The following is a 15950-nucleotide window of genomic DNA, read 5'->3' on the forward strand; positions in this document are numbered from 1 at the left end:
CGACCGCTGTCGGGTCGCCGGCGGCCGGCGGCTCAGGTCGATTCGCGGACGACGAGGCGGCAGGGCACGGTGTGCCGACCCGGTTCCGGTGCGGAGCCGATGGCGTCCAGCAGTCGCAGGGCGGCCTGGCGGCCGATCTCGGCGAGGTCCGTGTCGATCGTGGTGAGCGGCGGGCGGCAGGCGAGGGCCATCACGTCCCAGTTGTCGTAGCCCACGATCGCGATCCGGCCGGGCACGTCCATCCCGTTCTCGCGCAGCGCGTCGGCGACTCCCCTGGCGATCTGGTCGTTGCCGCAGAAGAAGGCGTCCGTGTCGGGCGCCGTCCGCAGGACCGCCTCGGCGGCGCGGCGGCCCCACGCCTCGCTCCACTCGCCGAAGTGCACATGACCGGTGGCGAGCTCCAGCGAGGAGCGTTCGATCAGTTCGACGGTGTGGTGGGCGCGGTCGCGGGCGGCGGCGTGATGGGCCGGGCCGGTGACGTGCGCGATCCGGGTGCGGCCGGTCGCCAGCAGATGCTCGACGGCCAGCCGTGCCCCGCTCCGGTCGTCGGAGACCACGGAGATGTCGTCCGGGTCCGTGGACGGGGAGAGCGCGTAGACCGTCGGGATCGGGTCGATCCCCTTCAGGGGCGGCCGGGGGTCGGTGCGCCGGCCGGTCACGATGATGCCGTCCACCCGCCGGTCCACGAGGTTGCTCAGATGGTGCTGTTCGCGGATGGCGTCGCCACGGGTGTCGCACAGCAGAACGGAGATCTTCCCGGCGCCGAGCGCGTCCTCGGCGCCCAGCAGCACGGGCGTGCTGAAACGGCCGATGCCGTCGGTCGTCATCAGCCCCACGGTCCAGCTGCGGCCGGTGTGCAGGCTCTGCGCGTGCTGGTTGGGACGGAAGTCGAGCGCCTCCACGGCCGCGAGGACCCGCTCCCGGGTCTCGGGCCGCATCCTGCCGCTGCCGTTCAGTGCTTTCGAGGCTGTGCCGACACTGACCCCGGCCAGCTTGGCGACATCGGCGAGCTTGGCCCGCCCGCTCGGCGGAGAACCTGGAACGGCGGTCACGCGCAACCCTTTTCCTAGACGACCTCGGCGGCCTACATCCTGACATCGTTCACGGTCGCTGAACAGCCCCGCCCCCTGCACGGAAGATACTTGCGCGTACCTCTTGACTCACGCTCCTCACCTTTCTACCTTTCCGGACAGAAAAACGTTTGCTCAAACGGGAACGAGAGACAGCACCGCCTGTCGGCAGCCCGAGACGCCGGCCCGCGGCGCCACGAGCCCCGCATACGTCGGCCCCCTCGAACCCGCCTTCCCCTCCAACGCTCCGGAGAGCCATGTCCCGCCCACGTTCCGCCGTGCCTTCCTCCCTGCCGTCGGCCCCGTCCCGACGCAGAGACACCCCCCAGGGCCCGGTCCGCCACAGCCCGGACGCCGAGGCCGCGCTCGCCCCCGCCGCCGTCGCGGTGCACGGCGGATTCTGGGACGCCCGCCGCGAGGTGAACGCGCGCATCTCCATCCCCCAGGGCCCCGGACTGCTGGAGTCGGCGGGCAACCTGCGCAACCTGCGGCTCGCGGCCGGCACGGACGAGGGAGAGTTCCAGGGCGCTTACCCGTTCGTGGACTCGGACGTGTACAAGTGGCTGGAGGCGGCTGCCTGGCAGCTCGCCCGGACCCCGGACGGCGACCTCGCCGACGAGGTCGCCCGCATCGTCTCCCTCGTCGCCGCCGCGCAGCAGGACGACGGCTACCTCAACACCTGGTTCCAGCTGCTCAAGGGCGGCGCGCGCTACCAGGACCTGCGGTGGGGTCACGAGCTGTACTGCGCCGGGCACCTGATCCAGGCGGCGGTGGCCCACCACCGGGCCACCGGCGCCAGCGAACTCCTCGACGTGGCCGTGAAGTTCGCCGACCACATCGACTCGGTCTTCGGCCTGCCCGGCAGCGGCAGGCCGATCGACGGCGTCGACGGGCACCCGGAGGTCGAGACCGCCCTCGTCGAGCTCTACCGGGAGACCGGCGAGCGCCGCTACCTGGACCTCGCAGGCTACTTCGTCGACCGCTTCGGCCACGGCCTGCTGGGCGGCGAGGTGTACTGCCAGGACCGTGTGCCGCTGCGCGAGGCGACGAACGTCGAGGGGCACGCAGTACGGCAGTTGTACCTGCTGGCCGCGGCGACCGACCTGGCCGTCGAGACCGGGGACGCCGGACTGCGCACCGCCGCCGAGCGGCTGTGGGAGGCGATGACCGCCACCAAGACCCACATCACGGGCGGGCTCGGCGCCCACCACGACGAGGAGGACTTCGGCGACCCGTACGAACTGCCCAACGAGCGCGCCTACTGCGAGACCTGCGCCGCCATCGCCTCCGTCCAGTGGAGTTGGCGCATGGCCCTGCTCACCGGCGAGGCCCGCTACTCCGACCTCGTCGAGCGCACGCTCTACAACGGCTTCCTGGCCGGCGTCTCCCTCGACGGCGAGCGGTGGCTGTACGTCAACCCGCTCCAGGTCCGGGACGGCCACACCGACGCCGGCGGCGACCAGTCGGCCCGACGCACCCGCTGGTTCCGGTGCGCCTGCTGCCCGCCGAACGTGATGCGGCTGCTGGCCGGACTGGAGCACTACCTGGCCTCCACGGACGGCGACGGACTGCAGATCCACCAGTACGTCACCGGGCGCTACACCGGTCACCTCGACGGGTCCGCAGTCGTCGTCAGCGCCGAGACGGACTACCCCTGGCAGGGCACCATCGCCCTGAGCATCGAGGAGACGCCGCAGGACCGGCCCTGGACTCTCTCGCTGCGCATTCCGCAGTGGTGCCGCGACTACCGGGTCCGCGTCGGGGACAGCGTGTACGACACGGCGGGCGCACCCGTCGCCGACGGCTGGCTGCGACTGGAACGCACGTGGGCGCCCGGCGACCGGATCGTCCTCGAACTCGGCGTCGAGCCGCGCCTCACCGCCGCGGACCCGCGGGTGGACGCCGTGCGCGGCTGTGTCGCCATCGAGCGCGGCCCGCTCGTCTACTGCCTGGAAGGGGTCGACCACCCGGGCGGCGGACTGGACGACATGGTGCTCGACACCACCCGTCCGCTCGCCGTCAAGCACCGTCCCGACCTGCTCGGCGGCGTGGTCACCGTCCTGGCCGCCGGTCGTCGCCGGAGCATCGCCGACGCCGGCTGGTGGCCGTACCGGACCGCGGACGCCGCTGCCGACGCCGACGCCGACGAGCGCGACGGCGCACAGTCGGCCGACGAACCGCTCGAGCTCACCGCGATCCCCTACTACGCGTGGGCCAACCGTCAGGACGGCAGCATGCGCGTCTGGCTGCCCACCTCCTGACCCGTCGCCCCCGTCGCCCTCCCGGCCTTCCCTCCCTCTCCTCACCTCTCCTGTCCTTCCTGCCTTCCCTGCCTTCCTCTCTTCCCTGCCTTCCTCTCTTCCTCCTTTCGCTCACCACGAGCCGCACCAGACAACGAGGTCACCGTGAGAAACACCCGCCGCACCCTGGTCGCCGCGATCGCCGCGCTCGGCACGCTCACCTCCGTCGCCGCCTGCGGGGGCGGAGACTCCGACTCCTCCGCCTCCGGGTCCGGCAGCACCGGCGGGACGTACGCCTTCTGGGACCCCTACCCGCAGTTCGACGCCTCCTCCGACTGGGGCAAGCTCGTCAGCAAGTGCGGCACGGACGCCGGCGTCAAGATCAAGCGCACCGCCATGGACACCACGGACCTGGGCAACAAGGCGCTGCTCGCCGCCCAGCAGGGCAACGCGCCCGACGTGATGCTGGTGGACAACCCGGTCGTCTCCACGCTGGTGGCGGCGGGCATCGTCACCAAGACGAGCGATCTGGGCCTGGACACGAAGTCGATACAGCAGAACATCCTCGGCGCGGGCACCATCGACGGCGCCTCCTACGGCGTCCCGATCGGCGCCAACACGCTCGCCCTCTACTACAACAAGAAGGTGCTGGCCGCGGCGGGCGTCGACCCTGCCGCCATCAAGGACTGGAACTCGCTGACGGCGGCCCTGAAGAAGGTCAAGTCGGCCGGGAAGAAGGGCATCACCTTCTCCGCGATCGGCACGGAGGAGGGCAGCTTCCAGTTCCTGCCGTGGTTCTGGGGCGCCGGCGCCGACCTCACCGCGCTGGACTCGGCGAAGGGCGTCGCCGCGCTGTCGCTGTGGAAGGGCTGGGTCGACGACGGGCTCGCCCCCAAGGACGTCCTGCAGAACACCCAGACCACCAGCTGGCAGGAGTTCGCCACCGGCGACTACGCGTTCGGCGAGAACGGCACCTGGCAGCTCGGCAACGCGGCGAAGGCCGGCTTCGAGTACGGCGTGATCAACGTTCCCGCGCAGAACGGGGGTTCGGCTCCGGTGCCGACCGGCGGCGAGTTCGTCACCGTGCCCGTGCAGAAGGACACCGCCCGCTACGACGTCAGCAAGAAGATCGTCACCTGTCTGACCAGCGGCGCCAACCTGCTGTCCACGGACACGACCCTGGCGTACGTGGCGCCGACCGCGGCGGTGCAGGCCGAGCAGGTCAAGGCGAACCCCGCGCTCAAGCCGTGGGTCGACGCCGTGGCCGCGGCACGCGGTCGCACCAGCGGCGGCCTCGGCACCAAGTACCCGACCATCTCCCAGCCCATGTGGACCGCCGTCCAGGCCGCGCTGTCCGGCGGCCAGAGCCCGCAGGCCGCCCTCGAAGCCGCCCAGAAGGCCGCCGGCAAGGCCGGCTGACCCCCGCCGCGCCGCCCACGGCGCTTCGGGAGCCGTCTTCACACCGCACGACAGCGCTTCGCTGCCCGGACACCGTCACCGGACCGTCCGGGCAGTCCACCGCATTCCTGCCACCCGCATCCAGGAGTTCGCATGACCACCGCCCGCGTCGACCGCCGACCGCAGCGGTCCCCGGTGAGGTCTGGGGCGACCGACGCCGGACAACGGACGGAGATCCCGGCGCCGCAGCGCCGGCAGCGCCGCAGGAGCCGGTTGACCGCCCTGGCGTTCCTCGCGCCGCTGGCCGTCTACCTCGCCGCGTTCTACCTCTATCCCCTCTACCGCAACCTCGACCTCAGTCTGCGCGACTACACCGTGCGGTCGTTCGTGTCGGGCGACGCGCCGTTCTCCGGGCTGGACAACTTCCGGACCGTCCTGGACGATCCCACGTTCGGCCCGGCACTGCGCCACACCATGGTCTTCACGTTCGTGTCGATCGCCTTCCAGTACGCGGCCGGGCTCGCCCTCGCCGTCTTCTTCAACCGCCGGTTCCGCCTCGCCGGAACCCTCCGGGCGCTGTTCCTGATCCCCTGGCTGCTGCCGCTGATCGTGTCGGCGTCGACCTGGTCGTGGATGTTCAACAGCGAGTCCGGCGTGCTCAACTACGCCCTCCAGCTGGTGGGCGTCGGGCCGGTCGACTGGCTGACCTCGCCCGACTGGGCGCTGACCTCGGTCATCGTCGCCAACATCTGGATCGGCATCCCGTTCAACCTCGTCATCCTCTACAGCGGACTGCAGAACATCCCGGGCGAGCTGTACGAGGCCGCGTCGCTGGACGGGGCGAACGCCTGGCAGCAGTTCCGGCGCATCACCTTCCCGCTGCTGCGCCCGGTCTCGGCGATCACCCTGCTCCTCGGACTCGTCTACACCCTCAAGGTGTTCGACCTGATCTGGATCATGACCAAGGGCGGCCCCGGTGACGCCTCGTCCACCCTGGCCACCTGGTCCTACCAGCTCGGATTCGGCACGCTGCTGCCCAAGTTCGGCCCCGGGGCCGCCGTCGGCAACATCCTCATCCTCATCGCCCTCGCCTTCGGGCTGCTGTACATCCGCGTCCAAAGGAGGCAGCAAGCATGACCGCCGCCCACCGCCCCGCCGGGCGCTCGCGTCTGCACACCGTCATCGGCCTCCTGCTCACCGCCGTCATGCTGTTCCCGGTGTACTGGATGCTCAACGTGTCCCTCACCCCGCAGCAGGACATGCGCAAGAGCCCGCCCGACCTGCTCCCCCTGCACCCGACCTTCGAGGGCTACCGGGCCGTCCTCGACGACCAGCTGCCCTACCTGGGCACCAGCCTGCTCATCGGCCTCGGCACGGTCGCCCTCACCCTCCTGCTCGCCGCCCCGGCCGGCTACGCGCTCGCCAAGCTGCGCCCGCTCGGCGGCGGCGCCCTCGGTCTCTTCCTGCTGATCGCTCAGATGATCCCCGGCATCGTCATGGCCATGGGCTTCTACGGCATCTTCCTCGACCTCGGTCTGCTCAACTCCTGGTGGGGACTGGTCATCGCCGACTCCACCATCGCCGTGCCGTTCGGCGTCATGATCTTCACCGCGTTCATGTCGGGCATCCCCGGCGAGCTGATCGCCGCCTCCCGCATCGACGGCGCCGGCCCCTTCCGCACCTTCTGGTCGATCGTCCTGCCGGTCAGCCGCAACGCGCTGGTGACCGTCTCCCTCTTCAGCTTCCTGTGGGCCTGGTCCGACTTCGTCTTCGCCAACACCCTGGACGGCGGCGGCGACTGGCGCCCCATCACGCTCGGCATCTACCACTACATCGGCAACAACAACCAGGAATGGAACGCGATCATGGCCACCGCCGTCGTCGCGTCCCTCCCCGCCGCCGTGCTGCTCGTCCTCGCCCAGCGCTATGTGGCCGCGGGCGTCACCGCGGGCGCGGTCAAGGACTGACCTCCCGATGCCCGCGGTCCCCGGTCCGCCGACCGGACGGGGGCGTGACCCGCCCTGCCCCGCCGCATCCGCACACCGCGCCCGGCTCCCACCTGTCAGGAGGCGAGAGCCCGCGTCCCGTCCGTGCGACCTGTCCATGGACCCGTCCATCACCCCCGCAGTGCCCTCAGTGCCCGCAGCAACCCCATTGCCCGCAGCAATCCCTGCGCTCGCAGTGCCCACCCCTCCCTCAGGAGAGCCGCTGATGTCATACCTGAGCCCCCGCCACCGCCCCGGAAGCCCTCGGGCCCGCGTCACCGCAGCCGCCGTGGCCGCGACGCTGGTCACCGGCGCCGTCGTGCTGACCGGCGCGTCCGCGCAGGCCAGCCCCACCTCCGCCACCACCCTGGTCGTCAACGCGAACCAGGTCCTGCGTCCGGTCACCCACGTCGGCACGGGCAGCCTCTATGGCCTGGCCGACAACGCCACCCCCTCCGACAGCCTCACCAACGCGCTGAAGCCGAACACCTTCGTGCAGATGGCCCCGGGCGGCTCCCAGCTGCCCAACGGGGAGCCCGCTCCCGCCGGCGACGCCCTCGTGGTGGCGCCGAAGGCGGCCCGCGCGGGCGCCAAGGTGGTCGCCCGCATGCCGGACTGGTACCCGGACTTCCCCTACAAGTGGGTCAGCATGAGCGACTGGCTGTCCGCCGTGGACCAGCAGATCGCCGCCTACAAGGCATCCGGCGTCACCAACATCTCCGCGTGGGCCATCTGGAACGAGCCCGACGGGAACTGGGACACCGCCAAGGCCGGTCCCTTCGACGCCGCGTGGAACACGACGTACAAGGAGATCCGCTCCAAGGACACCACCACGCCGATCCAGGGTCCCAGCTTCGCGACGTACACCCACGCCAAGATGCAGACGTTCCTCCAGGACGCCATCGCCAACAACGCCGTCCCCGACGTCATCGCCTGGCACGAGCTGCAGACCAGCTCCACCATCGCCTCGCACATCTCCGACTACCGCGCGCTGGAGTCCAGCCTCGGCCTGAGCCCGCGTCCGATCGACATCGAGGAGTACGGCACACCCGCCCAGATGGGCAACTCCGGCGCCCTCCTCAGCTACGCCGCCAAGTTCGAGCGCGCAGGCGTCCGCAACGCCGAGCTGGCCTTCTGGAACCACTACGGCACCCTCGGCGACACCCTCACCGACACCGGCGGCTCGCCCAACGGCTCCTACTGGACGTACAAGTGGTACGGCGACATGTCCGGGAACATGCTGACCACCACTCCTCCCGCCCAGACCGGCATCGACGGGCTCGCCTCCCTCAACAGCGCCGGGAACCAGATCAGCGTCATAGCGGGCGGTTGCACCGGCTCCTGCGCGGTGACCGTCAACGGCCTGTCGTCGCTGTCGGCCTTCGGAAGCACCGTCCACGTCAAGCTGGAGTACAGCCCCGACACCGGCCGCACCAACGCCTCAGCCGGCCCGATCACCGTCTCCGACGCCAGCTACACGGTCTCGAACGGCTCGATCACGGTTCCGGTGGCCATGAACGCCAATGACGGCTACCACCTGGTCATCACCCCCAGCGGCACCAACACCTCGCTGGCCGGCCGCTACCAGATCACCAACAAGAACAGCGGCCTCGCCCTCGACACCCTGAACGCGGGCACCGGCCAGGGCACCTCGGTCGTCCAGGCCACGTCCACCACGGGCACCGACCAGAACTGGACCCTCGTGGCCGCCGGGAACGGCCTGTACAAGATCCAGCAGCAGTCCAGCGGCCTGCTCCTGGGCATCACCAACGCGGGCACCGCCGACGGCAACACGGCCCTGATCTGGGGTGACAACGGCACCGCCGACCACCTCTGGCAGGTCATCCCGGCCCCGGGCGGCTACTACAAGATCGCCAACTACAACAGCGGACGCCTCCTCGGCGTCAACGGCATGAGCACGGCCTCCGGCGCCCAGGTCCTGCAATGGTCGGACAACGGCACCGCCGACCACCTCTGGACGCTCACCGCACGCTGACCCGCCCGTCCCACGGTCCCACGGCCCCTCGTCCGCCGCCCGGCGGACGAGGGGCCGTCCGTCTGTCCGCGCGACGTCCCGGGTGCGGTCGGCTCCCCGACGCGGCGCTGTCAGTGGCGGGTGGCAGCATCGCGAGCATGACGGACACCACGGCATTCGACTGGCGGCCATTCCTTCAGGCCTGGAGCGGGGAATGGGCGGACTCCCTGCCGGCCGACGAGGAGCGGAGCGAAGCCGACGAGGCCGCGCGCCGGGCCCGGTGGCTGGGGCTCCCTCCCGCGTCGGAGGACCGGATCGCGGCCATGGAGGAGCGGCTCGGCCGCCGTATGCCCCCCTCCTACCGGCGCTTCCTCGAGGTCAGCGACGGGTGGCGGCACGCGGGCGGGTTCGTCTGGCTGCTCGCGGGGACCGAAAAGGCGCACTGGCACGACGACGAGTCCGGACTCGCGGAGATGTTCGAGGAGGACCTCGACGACGACGCGAGCCCCGAGGAGCGGCGGGAGGCCGACCTCTGGCGGCGCGGGCTGCAACTCGACGTGGAGTCCGACATCACGCACGTCCTCCTCGATCCCGACGACGTGGACGAGGACGGCGAATGGGCCGTGTACACCTGGGCGAGCTGGCGCGCCGAGCCGCCCGAGCGGCACGCGGACTTCCTCGAGTTCATGCGGGCGATGCACCGGGAGTTCCACAGCCTGCAGGCGCGCCGCAGCGACACGGAGCCGGAGTTCGCCAACGACACGACACGTGAGCTGGACGCCAGGGTGGCGCAGGCCCGGCTGGAGGCGCTGCGCGGCGACTGGGAGCGGGCCCAGGAGTCGCTGAACGAGGCGAAGGCGTACGGCAGGCCGAGGGCCGCCGGACTGGGCGACCAGATACGCCGCCTGCTCGGACAGACCTACATGGTGTACTTCGACGGCCTGGTGACCGACCCCCGGTACGCTCCGGAGCTGTTGCCGCCGCTGGTCGCCGCGCACGCGGCGAACACGCACTGGGACGACTCCACGCTCACGTTCCATCTGCGGGGCGCCGACGAAGGCGTCGTGTCGATGGCCTTCGAGATGCTGGATCAGGTGCGCAGCGGCACGTACCGATACACGGCGGCCGGCCCCTTCGGGGAGGCGGTCGTGCGGGCGCGGGAGCTGGCGCGGTGGGGGGACGCCGACCGGGCGTGGCGGACCCTGCTGGAAGCCCTGCCCCGTTGGGAGCCGCTGGGGCCCGACCATCTGGCGCCGCTCGGGTGGGTGGCCGACCCCGTGCTCGGGCCGCTGCTGACCCCGGAGCGGGGCCGTGAACTGCTGTCCGCTCCACGGGCCGGGCAGACGGGTGAGGCGCCGGCGCCGGTGGCCGCGCCCGATCCGGGCGGCCTCGCGTGGCTCGCGGAGCCGGACCGGCACCGTGACTTCACGTCGTACCGGTTCGTCCTGGTGGAGGGAGTGGCGCCGGAGGAACTGCCCGCGCGCCTCGCGGACGGGGAGGACGGCGACGGGGGCGGCGACGGGGGCCGGGGCGAGCGCGCCGTGCTGAGCGCGCCCATGACCTTCCGGGAGGCGCGCCGCAAGTCGCTGGAAGGCCGCAGGGAGTTCTCGTCCTACGACGACCGGGCTCTGATGGCGGTCGGCCGGGCCGGCGCCGACTGGAGCTTCGCCTTCGACGGCGACCCGGCGGGATTCTCCGGGCAGCGGTTCGTCTCCCCTGCCGCGGCCGCGAGCGCGGGCGCCCGCGCGGTGGTGGTGTGGTGCGGCCTGAGGGCCCGGCACGGGAGCCCGTTCTTCCACCTCTCCGTCGCGTGCGACGGCGTGGAGCAGTACGCGTTCACCTACGAGGACGGTGCGGTCCGGCACAACGGAGAGACACCGCGGGCACTGGACCCGGGCCGGTTCTTCGGCGACGTGTCGGACGCCGCCGGGACGGAACGGGCGCTGCTGGCCGCGGTGGCCGCGGAGTTCGATGTCCTGCTGCCGCGTCACGCGCTCGTGCACGGGCGGCTGCACGCGTTCACCTCCCGTTCCTGGACGCGCCCGCCGCAGGAGGGAGAGACGTACGCGGTGATCCGGCTGCACGTGGGGGGATCCGCGCTCCCGGCGGACGGCGCGCGGGCGGCCGACGGCGGGGCGAAAGACGGGGCGGAAGGCCGGTAGCGAGCTGTCAGCCGGTGGGAGGCGGCGCGCCGTCCCCGGTCGGCCGGGAGCGGATCTGCATGCCCGGCCGACGCCGGTGGACGGTGAGGTAGGACAGCCCGTCGCCGTGCGCCGTGATGCTGCGGCTGGATCCCTTCGGCAGCCAGACGAGCTTGCCCTGGGCGAGGGGCTCCGCCCCGTCGGGCGTGGCGAGGACGCCGTCTCCGGCGACGACGAGGAGAAGGACGTCCAGTTCCGGTTCGACGTGGGCGTGGACGTGCCGACCGGCCGGAAGGCGCACGAGGTTGGCGTCGAGCTGGCGTCCGGACTCGGCGAGCCTCCACAGCGCGCCGGAGTCGGCGAGGGGAAGTCCGGCCAGCTCCATGACGTCGCACAGGACGCCCGCGGCGGGCGCCGGCGTCCGGTCCTGGCCCTTCGCCGACGGGCCCTGGGGGGCAGTGCCGTCCGCTTCCCTGCCGTCATCCATGCACACCAGTATGCCGACGGGCCCGATCGTCCCCGGAAGCGGGCGGCGCGGACACGCCCTCCGGCGGAGTGTGGCGTTCGCGTAGTACCGGAGTACTGGTCGGCGGGCGCCGATGTACTTCCCCGGTACCGGGTGTGACCGGCGATCACCTCCTATGGTGGTATCTGCCTGAAGGGAACAGCGGTCCGACCTGGTGTCGCCGGCGAGGCCGCGCACGGGGCCGCACGTGTCCGCACGGCGGCGCCGGCCCTCTGAACAGAAGGACACGGATGTCCCCCACGAAGCGCATTCTCATCATCGTCACCAGCACCGGCGAGTACGAGAAGGTCGGTTACCGCACCGGTCTCTGGCTGGGCGAGCTGACCCATTTCTACGACTTCGCCGAAGAGGCGGGCTTCGAGCTCACCGTCGCGAGCATCGAGGGCGGCCCCGTGCCGCTCGACCCGGAGAGCCTCGCCCACAACGTCCTCGGCGACCTCGGCACCGACAAGCGGTACGCCGACCGCGCGTTCATGGACACGCTGCGGGACGTCGTCGCCGTGAGCGAGGTCGACGTCGACGACTACGACGCCATCTACCTGACCGGCGGTCACGGTGTGATGTTCGACTTCCACCAGAGCCAGGCCCTGGAGACGCTCATCGCGCGGTTCTACGAGAGCGGCCGGATCGTGTCGGCGGTCTGCCACGGCCCGTGCGGCCTGCTCGACGTCACCCTCAGCGACGGCGAGCCGCTGGTGAAGGGCAAGAACGTCACGGGCTTCTCCTGGCGGGAGGAGGAGCTCGCCCAGCGCGCCGACGCCGTCCCCTACAGCCTCGAGGACCGGCTGAAGGAGCTCGGCGCGCGGTACAGCGTCGCGGAGAAGCCCTTCGACACGTACGTCGTCGAGGACGACCGTCTGATCACCGGGCAGAACCCGGGCAGCGCCAGGGCGGTCGCCGAGGCTGTGGTGCGCCGGCTCGGCTGAGCGGCGGCCGGACGAGGGGGGCCGCCCGGCACGGCGCCGGTCGGCTCCCCGCACCGTCCGGGGGTGTCCGCGCGCCCGCGCCCACCGCCGTGGCTATTGCTGTGGCCGTGGCCGACGGTGCGCGCGGGTTCAGGCCGGCCGGACCAGCCCCGCGTCATAGGCGAAGATGACGGCCTGCACGCGGTCCCGGGCGCCGACCTTGGCGAGGATGCGGCTGACGTGCGACTTGACGGTGGTCTCGGCGAGGTGGAGGCGCTCGGCGACCTCGGCGTTGCTGTAGCCGCTGGCGACGACCGTGAGGACCTCGCGCTCGCGTTCGGTGAGCACGGCGAGCCGTCTTTCCTGGTCGCCGGTGTGACCGGGGAGGCGGTTGCTGAAGGCGTCGATGAGCTTGCGGGTCAGTCCGGGCGAGATGACGGCGTCCCCGGCGGCCACCGCCCTGATGCCCGCGACGAGTTCGTCGGGCAGGGCGTCCTTGAGCAGAAACCCGCTCGCGCCGGCGCGCAGTGCGTTGTAGGCGTACTCGTCGAGGTCGAACGTCGTCAGCACCAGCACCCGGGAGCGGCCCCCGGACTCCACGATGCGGCGGGTGGCCTCGATGCCGTCCATGCCGGGCATCCGGATGTCCATGAGGACGACGTCGGGGTGCAGTTCGGCCGTCATGCGGACGGCCTCGGCGCCGTGGGTGGCCTCGCCGACCACGGTGAGGTCCGCGTGCTGTTCCATCAGCATGCTGAACCCGAGGCGCTGCAACGCCTGGTCGTCGACGATCAGGACGGTGGTCATCGTGGGTCCTCCTGGGCGGGGGTGGACGGCGGGGTGGTGTGCAGAACGGCGCGGACTGTCCAGCCGCCCCGCGGATTGGGTCCCGTGCTGACGGTGCCCTGGTAGAGGGCCGCGCGTTCGCGCATGCCGAGCAGTCCGTGGCCGCCGCCGTCCGCGGCGGGTCGCCGGGGGGCGCGTGCCGGGCCGGTGTCCTCGACGGTGACACGCACCGTGCCCTTCTGCGCGGCGACGGACACCTCGACGGCGGTGTCTAGGGCGGCGTGCTTGAGGGTGTTGGTCAGGGCTTCCTGGACGATCCGGTAGACGGCCAGCTGGAGGGCCGTCGGCAGGGCGGCGAGGTCGCCCTCCGTGTGCAGGGTCGCCGCCGGGCCCGCGGCCCGGACCCGCTCCAGCAGCGCGTCGAGGTCGGCGGTGCCGGGCTGGGGACTGAAGGGGGCGTCGGGGCGCTCGTCGTCGCGGATGGTGGCCAGCAGGCGGCGCAGGTCCGCCAGGGCGCCGCGCCCGCTGTCGGCGATGATCCGCAGGGTGTCCGCGCCCCGCTTGGGCTTCGTCTCGGCGAGCCCGGCCGCCCCGTCGGCCAAGCCGACGATCACGGCCAGAGTGTGGCCGAGGATGTCGTGCATCTCCCGGGAGACACGGGCGCGTTCCGCCGCCTCGGCGAGTCGCGCCCGTTGGTCCCGCTCCACCTCCAGACGCACGGCACGGTCCTCGAGGGCCGCGATGTAGGAGCGGGCCACGCGGCCGGCCAGGCCCAGTCCGGCGATGGCGAGCATGCTGAGGACGAGTTCGGTCGTCACGGCCAGCGGGCTGTCGACGCGCTCCAGCTGCCGGTCGTCGGCGAAGGCGACGACCGTCACGATGGTCTGGGGGACGGCCACGCAGACGGCGGCGGCCAGTTGGGCGGGCGGCGCGAACCGTGCGAGGTTGTACAGCATGATCAGCTGAGCGAGGAAGTGCGCGTTGGTCAGCACTCCCGAGGCGGCCTCCGCCATCGAGAAGGCCGTCACCACCGCGAAGACGAGCAGCGGGCGGCTCTCCCGCCACAGCAGCGGCACGGTGAATCCGGCCAGGAGCAGCATCGAGACGGGAAGTCCGGGCCGGCCGTCCTCGCCGGCGACGATCAGCGCCGGGAGACCGATCCCCGCGCACACCAGCGGCGCCACCCACTTCCGGAACCGGGGATGGGCCTGGTTCATCCGGCTCATCGACATCAGCATCGTCAGGAGCCGTACGACGGTGCTCTGCTCGGGGCCGCTCAGCAGGGCGCCGGGGTCGACCGGGCGGGCGTGTGAGGATGGCGTCACGGCGTGGGTCTCCGGAAGTACGGGCGGACCGTCCGTCGGCTCCGGGGAGGAGCCGGCCGACGGACGACGACGGAGTGGTGGTGGAAGGTAGGGGCGACGCTACGCGATCGGCGTGCGCGGTGATCGCGCCCGACCGTCGGTTCGCGCCGGGTTCGCGGCGCCCCGGCGTCCGGAGCTGCCCGGCAGGTGCGCGCCGTCATTCGGCGACGGCCCTCGCCCGGGCGGTCGACGGGGACGGCGGTTCGCTCCCCGGGTGGGGTCCGCGAAGCTCCGAGACCACTCCGAACACCGCAGCGGTCAACGGGACCGCCAGCAGCATGCCGAGGATCCCGGCGACCGACGCGCCCGCCGTGAGCGCCAGCAGGATCACCGCCGGGTGCATCTGCAGGGTGCGGCCCTGGATGATCGGCTGGAGCACGTTCCCCTCGAGGACCTGCACCACGAGGACGACGGCGAGCACCCACAGCGCGGTGCCCGTGCCGCGGTCCGCGAACGCGACGAGCACCGCGACCGCGCCGGAGAGCAACGCGCCCAGGTAGGGGATGTACGCCCCGATGAACACCAGCGCGCCGAGCCCGACGGCGCCCGGCACCTGAAGGATCAGCAGGGCGGCGGTGATGCAGACGGCGTCGATGAACGCGACGACGGTGGTGCCGCGCATGAAGCCCTCGATAGCCCGGAAGGCACGACGGGCCATCACCACCGCGGTGTCGCCCGAGCCGCGCGGCGCGAGCGCGTGCAGCGACGCGACGGCCTTGTCGGAGTCCCGGAGGAAGAAGAACAGCAGCAGGATCGCGAGCGTTCCGGTCGTGGCCGTCTCCACGACCACGCCGACTCCGCTCAGCACGCCGGAGACAGCGGTGCCGCCGAACCTCGACGCCAGGTCCTCGGCGTTCGCGGCGAGGCCGTCCAGGGAGGTCCCCGCGAGTTCGAACCTCTCCCCCAGCGACCGCGCGGCGTCGCGCAGGCCGGAGATGATCTCGTCGCCGGTGTCGATCAGGGCGCTCACCACGATGTAGGCCGTCCCGCCCATGACGAGGAGCACGGCGGCGCAGGTCAGCGCGGCGGCCAGGGACTTGTTCAGCCTCATGGCGACCAGCCGCCGGTAGAGCGGGCCCAGCAGGGCCGCGCCGAGCAGCGCGAGCAGGACCGGTGTCACCGTGGTCTCGAACGTGACGCAGAACCACACCACGACGGAGACGACCCCGCTGACGAGGAGCAGCAGCACGCTGCCGGCGGCGACGCGGCGGGCGGCCTCGGACAGCGCAGTGCGCTCTTCAGGTGCTCTGTCCGTGTCACCCCGGCCCCGTGCGGCTGCGGCGGCCGTTGCTGCGGCTGCGGCTGCGGGGTGCCGGATCACCGGGCGGGGCCGGTGCACCGGCGCGCCCCGACGGGCCGGCCCGCCTGCGCGGCGGGCTGTCCGGGCATCCCCGGCACGGGTGTTCATTCCGCTTCGTCTCCGCTCACGGGTGGCGCTCTCGGCGGCCACGGCTCGGCTCTTGTTCGGTGCTCTCGCACGGGACCGTCCGTCTGGAGGACGTCGCCGACCTCGAGCTGGTAGACGTTGGCGAGGGCGGTGGTGCGCTTGGAGTTCTGGGC

General features: G+C 72.0%; 12 protein-coding genes. 7 read left to right on the plus strand and 5 right to left on the minus strand.

What is annotated here, in order from left to right:
• Window positions 1–32: 32 nt before the first annotated feature.
• Complete coding sequence (locus ABT300_RS32315; RefSeq protein ID WP_351683263.1) at window positions 33–1052, minus strand: LacI family DNA-binding transcriptional regulator; 1020 nt, start codon at window positions 1050–1052, stop codon at window positions 33–35.
• A 275-nt stretch (window positions 1053–1327) separates the two neighbouring features.
• Between ABT300_RS32315 and ABT300_RS32320 the strand changes: the two genes are divergently transcribed.
• From ABT300_RS32320 to ABT300_RS32345, 6 genes are all read left to right on the plus strand, one after another.
• The gene (locus tag ABT300_RS32320) at window positions 1328–3331 is read left to right on the plus strand and encodes a glycoside hydrolase family 127 protein (protein WP_351683266.1); all 2004 of its coding nucleotides are present in this window, start codon (window positions 1328–1330) and stop codon (window positions 3329–3331) included.
• A 144-nt stretch (window positions 3332–3475) separates the two neighbouring features.
• Window positions 3476–4729, plus strand: a complete 1254-nt coding sequence (locus tag ABT300_RS32325; protein WP_351683268.1) for a sugar ABC transporter substrate-binding protein — start codon at window positions 3476–3478, stop codon at window positions 4727–4729.
• A 132-nt stretch (window positions 4730–4861) separates the two neighbouring features.
• Window positions 4862–5845 (plus strand): carbohydrate ABC transporter permease, encoded by a 984-nt coding sequence (locus tag ABT300_RS32330; protein ID WP_351683271.1) that lies wholly within the window; start codon window positions 4862–4864, stop codon window positions 5843–5845.
• A complete protein-coding gene (locus tag ABT300_RS32335) occupies window positions 5842–6675 on the plus strand; it encodes a carbohydrate ABC transporter permease (protein WP_351683273.1) in 834 nt (277 codons plus the stop codon). Before ABT300_RS32330 ends, ABT300_RS32335 begins: the two co-directional genes overlap by 4 nt.
• Window positions 6676–6919: 244 nt before the next feature.
• On the plus strand, window positions 6920–8689 hold the full coding sequence (locus tag ABT300_RS32340) for an RICIN domain-containing protein (protein ID WP_351683275.1): 1770 nt from the start codon (window positions 6920–6922) through the stop codon (window positions 8687–8689).
• A gap of 137 nt (window positions 8690–8826) precedes the next feature.
• Window positions 8827–10830 (plus strand): SMI1/KNR4 family protein, encoded by a 2004-nt coding sequence (locus tag ABT300_RS32345; protein WP_351683277.1) that lies wholly within the window; start codon window positions 8827–8829, stop codon window positions 10828–10830.
• A 7-nt stretch (window positions 10831–10837) separates the two neighbouring features.
• On the opposite strand, the gene ABT300_RS32350 is transcribed toward ABT300_RS32345, so the two are convergent.
• Window positions 10838–11296 carry a cupin domain-containing protein gene (locus ABT300_RS32350; RefSeq protein ID WP_351683280.1) on the minus strand — a complete coding sequence of 153 codons (459 nt, stop codon included), beginning with the start codon at window positions 11294–11296 and terminating at the stop codon, window positions 10838–10840.
• A gap of 269 nt (window positions 11297–11565) precedes the next feature.
• Between ABT300_RS32350 and ABT300_RS32355 the strand changes: the two genes are divergently transcribed.
• Window positions 11566–12261, plus strand: a complete 696-nt coding sequence (locus ABT300_RS32355) for a type 1 glutamine amidotransferase domain-containing protein (protein WP_351683283.1) — start codon at window positions 11566–11568, stop codon at window positions 12259–12261.
• Window positions 12262–12390: 129 nt separating this feature from the next.
• Here the strand turns inward: ABT300_RS32355 and ABT300_RS32360 are convergent, their stop codons facing one another.
• From ABT300_RS32360 to ABT300_RS32370, 3 genes are all read right to left on the minus strand, one after another.
• Window positions 12391–13047, minus strand: coding sequence for a response regulator (locus tag ABT300_RS32360; RefSeq protein ID WP_351683286.1), 657 nt, complete (start codon window positions 13045–13047; stop codon window positions 12391–12393).
• A complete protein-coding gene (locus ABT300_RS32365) occupies window positions 13044–14351 on the minus strand; it encodes a sensor histidine kinase (protein WP_351683289.1) in 1308 nt (435 codons plus the stop codon). The genes ABT300_RS32360 and ABT300_RS32365 overlap by 4 nt, the downstream gene beginning before the upstream one ends.
• Before the next feature lie 196 nt (window positions 14352–14547).
• Window positions 14548–15729: an AI-2E family transporter gene (locus tag ABT300_RS32370; RefSeq protein WP_351683292.1), complete on the minus strand. Its 1182-nt coding sequence runs from the start codon at window positions 15727–15729 to the stop codon at window positions 14548–14550.
• Window positions 15730–15950: the final 221 nt, after the last annotated feature.

The sequence above is a fragment of the Streptomyces sp. NPDC001027 genome (assembly GCF_040299045.1).
Classification (GTDB): domain Bacteria; phylum Actinomycetota; class Actinomycetes; order Streptomycetales; family Streptomycetaceae; genus Streptomyces.

What these genes read in the sequence shown, in the direction of transcription:
- ABT300_RS32340 (WP_351683275.1), top strand. Translation starts at nt 6,920, where the DNA reads ATGTCATACCTGAGCCCCCGCCACCGCCCCGGAAGCCCTCGGGCCCGC.
- ABT300_RS32360 (WP_351683286.1), bottom strand. Translation starts at nt 13,047, where the DNA reads ATGACCACCGTCCTGATCGTCGACGACCAGGCGTTGCAGCGCCTCGGG.
- ABT300_RS32355 (WP_351683283.1), top strand. Translation starts at nt 11,566, where the DNA reads ATGTCCCCCACGAAGCGCATTCTCATCATCGTCACCAGCACCGGCGAG.
- ABT300_RS32350 (WP_351683280.1), bottom strand. Translation starts at nt 11,296, where the DNA reads ATGGATGACGGCAGGGAAGCGGACGGCACTGCCCCCCAGGGCCCGTCG.
- ABT300_RS32330 (WP_351683271.1), top strand. Translation starts at nt 4,862, where the DNA reads ATGACCACCGCCCGCGTCGACCGCCGACCGCAGCGGTCCCCGGTGAGG.
- ABT300_RS32320 (WP_351683266.1), top strand. Translation starts at nt 1,328, where the DNA reads ATGTCCCGCCCACGTTCCGCCGTGCCTTCCTCCCTGCCGTCGGCCCCG.
- ABT300_RS32335 (WP_351683273.1), top strand. Translation starts at nt 5,842, where the DNA reads ATGACCGCCGCCCACCGCCCCGCCGGGCGCTCGCGTCTGCACACCGTC.
- ABT300_RS32345 (WP_351683277.1), top strand. Translation starts at nt 8,827, where the DNA reads ATGACGGACACCACGGCATTCGACTGGCGGCCATTCCTTCAGGCCTGG.